Below are 10,767 nucleotides of genomic sequence, written 5' to 3' on the forward strand. Positions count from 1 at the left end.
GCTTACACCTGCTTTCTAATCTGTATTTGACTGCCTGTCCTGCTCTTCTTTACAAGAATGCCGGCCGGTATATTTTCCTTCAGCAATTCGACATGGGAAATGATGCCGACATAGCCGCGGCTGCTGCTCATAATCTGCAATACGGCCAGTGCATCTGCAATGCTGTGTTCATCGAGCGTTCCAAAGCCCTCATCGATAAACATGGTATCCAGCTGAATACCGCCGTTTCTAGCCTGCACAACGGCAGATAATGCCAGTGACAGTGCAAGCGAAACCAAAAATTTTTCACCGCCGCTCAGAGAAACGACACTGCGGGTATTGCAGGTATAGCTGTCATAAATGGAAAGCTCAAGACCGTATTTTCGTGTCCTGCCACTCGCCTCATCACTGCGGAAAATCTGATAGCGCCCATTGTGCACTAGCTTTAGCAGCTGATTGGCCTGCTGGGTGATACTGCCGAGCATGATGCCCAGCACATAGCGTTCAATTCCCATACCGCTATCGCCACGCATCGCCCTGACAAAATGGGACAGCTCCACAAAGGCAGGCTCTTTGCGATCCAGCTCCTGCTGTATTTGTTGAATCGAGGCCTGCACCTGCGCATACATCGTCTCATGCGTCGTGATGTCCGCAAGCCTTAAACGCAGCTGCTCCTCCTGCTGCTGCAGCTGCTCCTGCTGCGCGAGCAATTCCTCCAGATTCTTTTCAGGAATCGCTTCACAGCGCTGCTGAAGATCCTGTATCCTTGTTTTCAGCTGTTCCTTTTTCAGTGCATATTCCTGCAGCTGCTGTTCCCGTTTTTGCAGATTCTTTTGCTGCAGGCGCTGCATTTCCTCTTCCTGAATGCTGTTTTGTGCCACTGCCTGCCAGGACAGCTCCGCCGCCTGCAATGCCTGCTGTGCCTGCTGTTCTTCTATTTGCGCGTGCTCACAATCCCGCTGCTGCTGCGCCAGATTGATTTCCAGCTGTCGAAGCCTTGCTTCCTGCTTCGCCCCCTGTGCGGCTGCAAGCGCATGCTCCTGCTGCAGCTGCTGTACATACTCCATAAGTGCTTGCGTATTGCGCAGCTGCTGCGGGATGCTGTCCTGTAATACGGCTTTCTGCTGATCGTTCAGCAAAATCTCCGTATGCAGCGCCTGCTGTTTTTGCTGCAGCTGCTGCCATACAGCCTCCTGTTCCTGCTGCTCCTGCTGTAGATGCTCCAGCTGCTGCAAAAGCTCCTGCAGGATTTTGTTCTGCTGCTCTGCATATTGCTGCTTCTGCTGCAGCATAGAAAATTCTGTCTGGGAAAACGGCTGCTGCAAAAGCGTCTGTATAGCCTGCATATGCTCCTGCATAGATGCATTCCTCATTTGTATGGACAAATGCACATGCTCCTTTTGCTTCTGGATACCCTGATATGCTTCCTTTTCCTGATCCAGCTGCTCCTGCAGCTGCTGTAGCTGTACTACGTCCTGATATGCCGCCTCTGCTTCAGCGAGTGCTGGATGCGTTGTGCTTCCACATACAGGACAGGGCTCGTGTTCCTGCAACGATGCTGCAAGCTGTGCCGCGCTATTTTTCAGGTAGACACGCATTGCATCATCATAGGCCCTCTGCAATGGCTCCAGCTGCTTTGCCAGCGTCTTTTCCTGCTCTAACAGCGCTTTTTCTCTCGCTTCCTCCATCTTCAGCTTATCATAAAGCAGGATTCGTTGCTGTTCATGGTAATCCGCCTGCTTCCACACTGCAAAGCGCTGCGCAATGTCCTGCAGCCCATCCAGCTGTTGCCGGGTTTCCTCTATCCTGTTTTGCAGCTGCTTGATCGCGCTTTTCAGCTTGTCGCATTGCACTTGCTTCTGTTCCAGCTGTCGCTGCTGGTTTTCCTGCTTCTGCTCCAGGTCACGCTCCTTTACAAGCAGCTGCTGCAGCTGTTCAACAAACGGTTGCAGCTCCCTTGCTTCATGCAGCTGCTGCTGCATGCGCTGCTCCTGCTCCCTGTATTCCTGCAGCTGCTTCTGCCACAGGGGAGCCTCCTGCTTCTGCTGCTGCAAATGCTTGTGCTGCTTTGCAACAGCCAGCCGATTGTCGACGCGCTGCTTCCATATACTGCGGCATTGCTGTAACGTATTCCATTGTGGCAGCACCTTTGTCAGTTCCTTCTGCCGTTCCAGAAAAGCGGCCAGCTGCCTCATCTCTTCCTCCTGCTTCAGCAGCTGCTCCCCTGTCTGCTGTGCCTGCTGCAAAAGCGTCAGCTGTTCCCTTCTCAGCCTTTGCTGTGCTGTATCCTGCTTGTTTTGTTCCAGCAGCTGCTGCTTCTGCTTCAAATCCTGCTCCAGTGTTCTGCGCGTGGCATCGGCCTGCTTCAGCCACGCTGTAATTTCCTCAGGACTCTGCATATCTATCCCGCTCAGCAGGGCATCCCTACGCTGCTTTTTCATATCCAGCTGCTCCCGCTGCTGCTTCATGGTATCGCTGAGCACCTGATTGATGCCGGTCCAGCGCTCCATCTGAAACAGCGTTTTCAATATCTCCTGCTTTTCTTCACTCTTGCTTGTCAACAGCTGTTCAAACTTCCCCTGCGGCAGGATCATAACCTGTACGAACTGCGCATAATTCAGCCCCAACAGCTCCACCGCCTTTTCTTCAACGTTTTTCAGCTTCGGGTTTTCAAAGAAAGGCACAAACTCGCCGTCCACGATTTCTCCGGCATCAATTTTCAGCTGTGGCGTCAGCTCCTGATTCCGCTTCTTTCGCATCGTGATCGTTCGCACGAACCGATAGGTACGCTGATGCAGCTGAAATTGAAAATCAACGATGGTCGCATCCTGCGCCTCAGCAAAACGGGAACGCATACTGTACAGATCCTCCCGCTGGGAACCGCTGCTTTTCCCATACAGCGCATAGGTCATCGCATCGAGCAGCATTGTCTTTCCACTGCCCGTCTCTCCCTGAATGAGGAACAGATGCTGTTCATCAAACACATGAAAATTGATGCACTGCGGCTTCACATAGGGTCCGAAGGCCTGCAGCTTCAATCGCTCAGGTCGCATACATTTCCTCTCCCTCCTGCTGTTTCTGTGCCTGCAAAAACAGCTGCTTTGCTGCTTCACTCAGCGTTTCACCATAATAATCCTGAAAGAACTGCTGTACGATATCCAAATCCGATATGGTCTCTAAATCCTGCAGGCGTATGGTAATATTCGTCTGCTCCTGCTCCATGCTTTTCCCACTCAGCTGCAGAAGATTCTCATAGCCCTGTCGGAAATAATCCAGCATTTCGTAGGATACCGGTAAATCTGTAACTTCAATTTTTACATATGTGTTATTGGACACTGCCTGCTGCAGCATTGTATCCTTCAATTCCGCATAGCTTCCCTTCAGCACCTGCAGGGGATGCAGGGGCAGGATATCCCGTTTTGATACGGTATCCGTCTGACTGTCATAAATCAGCACGCCCTTGCGCTGCGCAGCCTCTGAAAAGGAATACGGCAGTGGGGATCCGCTATACCATACACGTCCGCCAGCATGCTGACGGCGATGCAGATGTCCCATCGCCACATAGGAAAATCCGTCAAATATATGGGAAGGTACCAGATCCGCTCCGCCTACCTGCGCAAACCGATCACTTTCACATACCTCGGCATTTGCCAAAAAGGCATGCGCCATGGCGATATGACGATACGCTGGATCTGCCGTAGAAAGAATCTCCTCACAAATACAGGAAAAAGCCTCAGCCTGTGATTGCACATCCCTTCGATATACCGTTCTTACCTGCTCCACATGAAAATACGGAATCGGATAAATGATGCAATCATCCAACCGAATTCCCTCTACTTTTTCCTTCAGACTGCCAATGATGTGCAGTCCCATTCCCTGCAGCAGTCTTGACAGGGATGCAAGACGGGTTGCTGAATCATGATTTCCGGCAATGACAATCACCTTTTTCTTTAGCTCCATGCAAAGCATATACATGATATCATCGTATAATTCGATAGCCTCTTTACTGGCCAGAAGCGTATCATACACATCTCCTGCCACCAGCAGTGCATCGATGCTTTCCTCCTCAACAATCGTCCTCAGCTGCTGCTTGAACCAACGCTGATCCTCCAGCAGCGACAGCTTATATAAATCCATTCCCAGATGCCAGTCGGCCGTATGTAATATTCTCATTCCATTCCTCCTTACCTGAAAACAGGGCAGATTCCTCTGCCCTACTCCTCTGATCCTTCCACTGCCTGTCCTTTTTCTGCCTGAAAATCCTTACTGTACTGTATATCCTTAAAGGACCAGCGGACATCAAACTGCTGATAGGTGACCACTGTTTCCGGCCAGTTAATCTGATAGGTCGTTTCCGCAAACACACTGCCATCCCTGGTTTTGGTCTTTGTCCCGATATATTTGATTTCTCCGCTGACAATGCTGGCATCCGTTATGAAAATGCTCGGCACTTCAACAGGATGTGCTTTATCATATTGATAGTTCAGCATTATCTGGGTAGCATGATCAAGCTGCTTTACACGTTGCTCCATGCTGACTACATAATTGACAAAAACCTTGGTCGTTTTTTCTACGGTCTTTCCATTTGATAAATTCAGAATCAGACGCAGCACATTTTCTCCGGTTGCGTAATTGTAGGCATCCTTTGATATCTGATAGCTGCTGTAGTCCGATACATTATCTACATACGTATTGTTGATGTACAATTCTACACTGCTGATTGTGGAAGTATGCTTTTCATAGCTCCAGGAGACATCGATATATCGCAAATCCTTTCGATACTCTCCCTCAAACTGCGTGATTTCCGCTGTTGTCTTTGCAGGTGCAGGGTCGGGCGTTGTCACCGCCGGCTTTGCCGGTTCCTGCTGCGCTTGCGTATTTACAAAGATATAGACGGATAAGGCAATGATAATCAACAGTATGACAGTCAGCAAGAAAACAAAGAAGCCGTTCTTTTTCAGATATGTCTTAATGTTTTTCATATGCCCTCCTTATGTACTCTCTATTATACTGTTTTCCATAGTAGAAAGCCACTGATTTTTGTCATAATCATGGAAAATCACATCATTTTACACAAAGAAAACACTTACAAATTCTTTTTATCAACGGACATGGAAATAAAAAAGATATAGAATACGAATCATCATCCGCATCTATATCTCCATTCCTTTATCCGTTTACCGGTACCAGAGGTACAACGATTCCGTCGTATTTCTCCTCGATGAATGTCTTTACATCCTCGCTATTCAATACCGCAATCAAATCCTTGATTTTTTCATCATCCTTGTGTGCTGTCTGCACTGCTATGATATTGGCGTAGGTCTGTGCAGCCTCACTATCCTTGGATTCGGTTACCAGCACCTTATCACTGATTTTTGCATTCAACGCATTGTTTCCGTTTACAACTGCAAAATCAACATCCGGAAGACTTGTCGCACAGGTTTCTGCCTGCATTTCAATGATTTCAACCTTTTTATTGTATGCTTCGATATCCTGCTTCGTCGCATCCACACCCTTGCCCTTTTTCAGAGTGATAATACCGTTATCGGCAAGCAGCTTCAGCGCACGTCCACCATTGGTAGGATCATTCGGCACGGAAATTTTCTGCCCGTCAGCAACCTCCTTCAATGATGAATGATTGTCGGAATAAATTCCCAGCGGTTCAAAATGCACTGCAAACACACTTGTGATTTTGTCAGAGACATTTGCCTTCTTTGCCCAGTCATCCAGATATGGCTTATGCTGGAAGAAATTCGCATCCAGCTCATCATCAACCAGTGCCTGATTCGGTTTTACATAATCTGTGAATTCCTCGATTTCAACCTTGTAGCCCTTCTTTTCCAATGCCGGCTTTACGTGCTTCAGAATTTCCGCATGCGGCGTTACGCTCGCACCGATGCGAATCGTCTTATCCTCTTTTTCACTCTTGGCATCATCGCCCTTTGCACCACAGCCTGCCAGCAGTGCAATCGTACATAACCCAACTGCTAATGTTTTTAATTTCATGTTCTTTCCCTCATCTTTCTATATAGTTTTATTGCGGAGCCTGTGTATCGGCATATGCTCTGCATTGCATACGCGGATGCGGCTCTTGGTTTATATGTGTCGAATCTGTGAGCTGCACATTCGACAGATCCGGCAATTCTGCTTCAGCATGTGCTTCACACACGTCCCTCCCTTACTGTATCAATGCGTGGTTTTGCGAATCGCAAAATTCCCGATTCCCTGAATGAGTGAGGTGATCAGCAGCAGTACGACCACACTCACATAAATAACATCAAACTGGAAGGAATTATAGCCATAACGGATACAGAAATCACCCAGACCACCGCCACCGACAGCGCCTACCATGGCAATATAGCCAATCAGCGTAATCAGCGTAATCGTCGTTGCGCGGATAATGCCCGGTACACTTTCCTTCAGATATACGCGGAAGATAATTTCCAGCGGAGAACAGCCCATTGCCTGACTCGCCTCAATCAATCCGTTATCCACTTCGGATAACGCACTTTCAATCTGTCTTGCGACAAAGGGGATGGCACCTACAGCCAGAGGAAGCATGGCCCCCTTTAAGCCGATGGTCGTTCCGACGATAGCGCGCGTCATTGGTGCTATCAGAAAAATCAGTACGATAAAGGGAATCGCCCGGAAGAAATCAATGACCTTTCCGATCAGGAAATAAAGAATCACATTTTCCAGTATGCCCTCCTTTTTCGTCACGACCATAATGACACCGAACAGGGTGCCGATCAATAAGGAAATCACTCCGACGATGCCCAGCATGATGAAGGTTTCCAGAATCGCTGTCCAGAAATCCGGCAGCTTATCCATGATATTCGGTATGAATCGATTCAAAAATTCTAGCATGATTTCATCACCTCCACGCCTACTTCATGCTCCTTCAGATAGGCAAGTGCCTGATCGATATGCGCGTTTTCTCCGCTTAAAATGACAATCAAATCACCAAGCGGTGTATTCTTGACAATCTCCACATTTCCAAAAATGATATTGGTATCCACCAGAAACTTTCTGGATATTTCCGAAATCAATGCCTTGCTGGTGCTGACGGAATCATAGTTCAGCTTTACCATGCGCTGTCCCTTTTCCAGCCTTGTTACACTGGCTCCGGTATCGAGCATTTCCTGCACACGATGAGCATTGCTGGTTGAAGCGATGAAATTGCGTGTTACCTCTGCCTGCGGCTTTGAGAAGATATCAATGATGCTTCCCTCCTCCACTACATATCCGTTTTCCATAACCGCCACACGGTCACAGATTTCCTTGATTACCGCCATTTCATGCGTAATCAATACAATGGTGATGCCCAGCTCCTCGTTTACCTTTTTCAACAGCTTCAAAATACTTTTGGTTGTCTGTGGATCCAGCGCACTGGTTGCTTCATCACACAGCAGCACCTTGGGATCATTCGCCAGCGCACGCGCAATAGCAACACGCTGCTTCTGTCCTCCGCTGAGCTGTGATGGATAGGCATCCACCTTATCACCAAGATCCACCAGCTCCAGCAATCTGCGTATTTTCTGATCCGTCTCCGCCTTGCTCAACCCGCTTCCCTTCAATGGAAACGCGATATTCTGATAGACTGTACGGCTGCGCATCAGATTGAAATGCTGAAAAATCATTCCGATTTTCTTGCGCATAGCTCTTAATTCCTTATCCTTCATTTTCGTGATATCCTGTTCATCAATCACGACTGCTCCCCTGCTCGGGCGCTCCAACAGATTGATGCAGCGCACCAGTGTTGATTTTCCGGCACCGCTAAAGCCGATAATCCCATAGATTTCCTTATCCTGTATCGTCAGTGTAACATCCTGCACGGCATGTACATTGCCCGCCTTGCTGTCGAATGTTTTACTGACATGCTCTAATCTGATCATGTCCTCTTCCTCCTGCATATAAAAAAGCCTTCATCCCATAGGACGAAAGCTGCATTTCGTGTTACCACCTAAGTTTATTTCCACCTCACGGTGAAAACCTCATCAAGTACGCTTTCCTGAAGGAAAGTTATACCCTATCGCTGTAACGGGCGAACACGTCGCAGCCTACCTTGTTCGACTGCGCGACTCCAAGACCATTTTCAGCAGTTCCTCTTTATTTCCTCTCACCAAACGGAAACTCTCTGCAAAAGCCTACCTGCCTACTCTTCTTTTCTACGTCATTGTTTATCTGCCCATTATGTTACTTTATTTTAATCAAATCGTCAAGTCTTTTTCTCTTTTTTTCTTTTTATGAAACTTTTTCCTGTAAATCAGCCGATTTTATATTTCAGCTTATAGGTCTTTCCTTCACTTTCATCATCAAAATATTCCGTGTAGCTCAGCATGATTTTCTTCGCGGAGGATGAAATGATAAATACCAGACAGCCGCTGATTTCCTCCTGCGGCTTCAGTGCATATTCATCCGGCAGCTGATTACGGATTCCAAAGTTATCCTCAGCCTCAAACGGTCCCTCATTATCAAAGGTAATCATGAAGTCATCCTTATACATGGTTAGGATCTCATTGGTTATATTTCGTATCGTTACATGCAGCATGAGAAATCGGGCACCGTCATCGACGATAAAATCCTTCAGCTCCTTTTCACACAGCTCGATCCGCTGCAGCTTGCATGTAAAAAAAATGGTCTGAAATTCATTGATCATCGCCTGATTCGGACAATAATCCGACGTCAGAAGAATATTATGTTTCTGTTGTTCATGTTGAATGATTTCCATTGTTTTCACCTCTCTACCATACTATATGATAGGAGTATGGAAAACTGTCGAATTTCCTCATGAAATAAGAATATTTGGAAATACACGAATGCCTTTTTTTATGACTTGTGTCAGGTGCTGGCTGCCCAGCGTATGAAAGAGTGCATGAATATCCTCGTAAGCAAACAATAGAATATCCGCCTGTGCATTTCGCCGGATATGTCCTAGCCCGCTGCAATGCAGAGCTCTTGCAGGCCATACAGTCAGTGCCTGCAGCAGCGTCCATGCATCATAGACCTCTGCCATCCCCAACAGCTGTGCCGCACGCAGCTGATCCTGAATCGCATACTTGCCGGCAGCACTGATACAAAAGCGGTGCATGCGCCTGCTGCTTTTCCGAAAAAGATCTGCATACGGATAAAGAACCGCTATGCCATCAGCAGCTGCATCAAGAATCTCAAAGCAGGGCTGCTCACAAAGGGATGGTGCACCACCACCTCCGCAGGCAAGTGTCAGCGTACCGTTTCGCATATACGCCATTCCCTCCTCCAGCTGTCTGCGCAAACCATCGCGTGTTGAGGCTGCGCTCAGCTGGGCCGCTACCTCAATAAATCCAGGAACCGCAATATGCCCTCTGCCATCCAGAATCCGGGTATCCTTATCGGCATATTCCTGCCAGCTGCCGCATCCGACCGCCAGGATCCGCTCATGGTGGATGGCGATAAAGGCATGCTGAAAAACAAGCGGATGCTTGTTGACTGAGTCCATCGTATAGATCTTTTCCAGATTTATGATTAACAGTGTTGCTTGTTTCTTCACATACATCCCTCACAGTGGCTTCTCTTATTATACGTCAAAAAGCGCCGGATGGGAAAAGAATTATGGTATAATTGAAACAGAAAGGGTGAAAATTATGCTGGATTGGCTGAAACATCTGTTAAAAAAAGAAGAGCTGCCATCTGCCGTACAAAAGCCTGTAATTATCACGATACACGGCTATGGCAGAAGACGCAAACATGAATTTGATAATTTCGCCGCCTGGGGAAAACAGGACGGCTTTGATATCGTACAATTTGACATGTATGATCTGTTTGATGAGCAGGATCACGACTGGATGCAATGGGTCTCCAGAGCGAAGGAGGTCGTAGATTCTTATAGAGACAGCGGCAGAGACATCTATCTTGCGGGATTTTCGATGGGTGGTGTGATTGCTTCCTATCTGGCTGTTGTATGCCCGGTGAAGCGCCTGCTATTACTGGCTCCCGCATTCAGCTATATGAATGTTGATATGATTACCGGCGTCCTGACAAAATCTGCATCCTCGCTCATGGGAAATGAAAAGAAAGAGGAAATCCAGCTTCCGCGTGCCTTTTACGGCGCCTTTACAGAGCTGGTAAAAAACCTGAAGAAATATATCGGCTTTGTGGAGTGTCCCGTCTTTATGATACATGGGGATATGGATGAGGTCATTTCCGTAAAAAGCTCTCTGTGGGCTTATAATAAGATTGCGCACAGCCGTAAAAAGCTGATTCTGCTGCACGAAGGGCACCACCGGCTGCTGATGGATGACAAGGTCAGCTGGACATGCTATCAAAATATGAGAATGTTTTTCGAGGGCGTCCTTCTACCGGATAACGAACCGGTCATGGCAGAGGATATCATGCCACTTTTACTGGAGGAGAAAAAACGCAGAGAGCGTGAAAAACAGCCGCAGGAGCCGGTATCGAACCCTCTTCATGAAGATGCTGAAAAACAGAATACCGACAACTGCTAAGCACGTGGCGGTGCAAACGTACAGCCTGCATCAGGGTTGTTAAGACGTTGGCTCCTTCGCTATTCCTTCCATGACACAATACAGATATCACAGGCAGATAGGGGTTTTTGCGCTTCTGCCTGCATACAAAAGGAGTGTTATTAGCCACTGCTTCCTAAGCGGTGAGAAAACACTCCTTGGTATATTTAAGTTACTCATATAATGAGTAATAAATTTAATATACCAGTTCTCCTTTCCACCTGAATTATTTGGTATCACTTCAGGTTGTGATAAAATGTGTAATTGTGAATGTGGATTTGTGTCA

The 10,767-nt window shown here is 47.5% G+C and carries 10 protein-coding genes and 1 other annotated feature; of the genes, 1 reads left to right on the top strand and 9 read right to left on the bottom strand.

The annotated features are described in order from the left end of the window. Positions 1–2: 2 nt before the first annotated feature. The 8 genes from NE665_RS04985 to NE665_RS05020 form a co-directional block, all read right to left on the bottom strand. Complete coding sequence (locus NE665_RS04985) at positions 3–3,032, bottom strand: SMC family ATPase (RefSeq protein ID WP_117442383.1); 3,030 nt, start codon at positions 3,030–3,032, stop codon at positions 3–5. Further along, on the bottom strand, positions 3,022–4,152 hold the full coding sequence (locus NE665_RS04990) for an exonuclease SbcCD subunit D (protein ID WP_117442384.1): 1,131 nt from the start codon (positions 4,150–4,152) through the stop codon (positions 3,022–3,024). Before NE665_RS04990 ends, NE665_RS04985 begins: the two co-directional genes overlap by 11 nt. 41 nt (positions 4,153–4,193) lie before the next feature. Further along, positions 4,194–4,961, bottom strand: coding sequence for a hypothetical protein (locus NE665_RS04995; RefSeq protein ID WP_117442385.1), 768 nt, complete (start codon positions 4,959–4,961; stop codon positions 4,194–4,196). Positions 4,962–5,148: 187 nt separating this feature from the next. Beyond that, a complete protein-coding gene (locus tag NE665_RS05000; protein ID WP_117442386.1) occupies positions 5,149–5,985 on the bottom strand; it encodes a MetQ/NlpA family ABC transporter substrate-binding protein in 837 nt (278 codons plus the stop codon). A 180-nt stretch (positions 5,986–6,165) separates the two neighbouring features. Next, positions 6,166–6,846 (bottom strand): methionine ABC transporter permease, encoded by a 681-nt coding sequence (locus NE665_RS05005; protein WP_117442387.1) that lies wholly within the window; start codon positions 6,844–6,846, stop codon positions 6,166–6,168. Further along, the gene (locus NE665_RS05010) at positions 6,840–7,874 is read right to left on the bottom strand and encodes a methionine ABC transporter ATP-binding protein (RefSeq protein ID WP_117442406.1); all 1,035 of its coding nucleotides are present in this window, start codon (positions 7,872–7,874) and stop codon (positions 6,840–6,842) included. The genes NE665_RS05005 and NE665_RS05010 overlap by 7 nt, the downstream gene beginning before the upstream one ends. Positions 7,875–7,909: 35 nt before the next feature. Then, positions 7,910–8,159 (bottom strand) — a binding site (T-box leader). 86 nt (positions 8,160–8,245) lie between these two features. Then, entirely contained in the window at positions 8,246–8,710 is a 465-nt protein-coding gene (locus NE665_RS05015) for a DUF4352 domain-containing protein (RefSeq protein WP_002608622.1), read from the bottom strand. Positions 8,711–8,767: 57 nt separating this feature from the next. Next, on the bottom strand, positions 8,768–9,508 hold the full coding sequence (locus NE665_RS05020) for an imidazolonepropionase (protein WP_117442407.1): 741 nt from the start codon (positions 9,506–9,508) through the stop codon (positions 8,768–8,770). Positions 9,509–9,602: 94 nt separating this feature from the next. Here NE665_RS05020 and NE665_RS05025 point away from each other — a divergent pair, with 94 nt between their 5' ends. Then, the gene (locus NE665_RS05025) at positions 9,603–10,463 is read left to right on the top strand and encodes an alpha/beta fold hydrolase (RefSeq protein WP_117442388.1); all 861 of its coding nucleotides are present in this window, start codon (positions 9,603–9,605) and stop codon (positions 10,461–10,463) included. Between the two features lie 87 nt (positions 10,464–10,550). Here NE665_RS05025 and NE665_RS05030 read toward each other — a convergent pair. Continuing rightward, positions 10,551–10,767 (bottom strand): hypothetical protein (locus NE665_RS05030; RefSeq protein ID WP_256302468.1); only part of this gene is annotated, 217 nt, incomplete at its 5' end.

It is taken from the genome of Clostridium sp. DFI.1.208 (assembly GCF_024463855.1).
In the GTDB taxonomy this organism is placed as follows: Bacteria; Bacillota_I; Bacilli_A; order Erysipelotrichales; family Erysipelotrichaceae; genus Clostridium_AQ.

Bases quoted from the DNA above. Each gene is read 5' to 3' on its own strand.
- NE665_RS04985 (WP_117442383.1), bottom strand. From the start codon at position 3,032: ATGCGACCTGAGCGATTGAAGCTGCAGGCCTTCGGACCCTATGTGAAG.
- NE665_RS04990 (WP_117442384.1), bottom strand. From the start codon at position 4,152: ATGAGAATATTACATACGGCCGACTGGCATCTGGGAATGGATTTATAT.
- NE665_RS04995 (WP_117442385.1), bottom strand. From the start codon at position 4,961: ATGAAAAACATTAAGACATATCTGAAAAAGAACGGCTTCTTTGTTTTC.
- NE665_RS05000 (WP_117442386.1), bottom strand. From the start codon at position 5,985: ATGAAATTAAAAACATTAGCAGTTGGGTTATGTACGATTGCACTGCTG.
- NE665_RS05005 (WP_117442387.1), bottom strand. From the start codon at position 6,846: ATGCTAGAATTTTTGAATCGATTCATACCGAATATCATGGATAAGCTG.
- NE665_RS05010 (WP_117442406.1), bottom strand. From the start codon at position 7,874: ATGATCAGATTAGAGCATGTCAGTAAAACATTCGACAGCAAGGCGGGC.
- NE665_RS05015 (WP_002608622.1), bottom strand. From the start codon at position 8,710: ATGGAAATCATTCAACATGAACAACAGAAACATAATATTCTTCTGACG.
- NE665_RS05025 (WP_117442388.1), top strand. From the start codon at position 9,603: ATGCTGGATTGGCTGAAACATCTGTTAAAAAAAGAAGAGCTGCCATCT.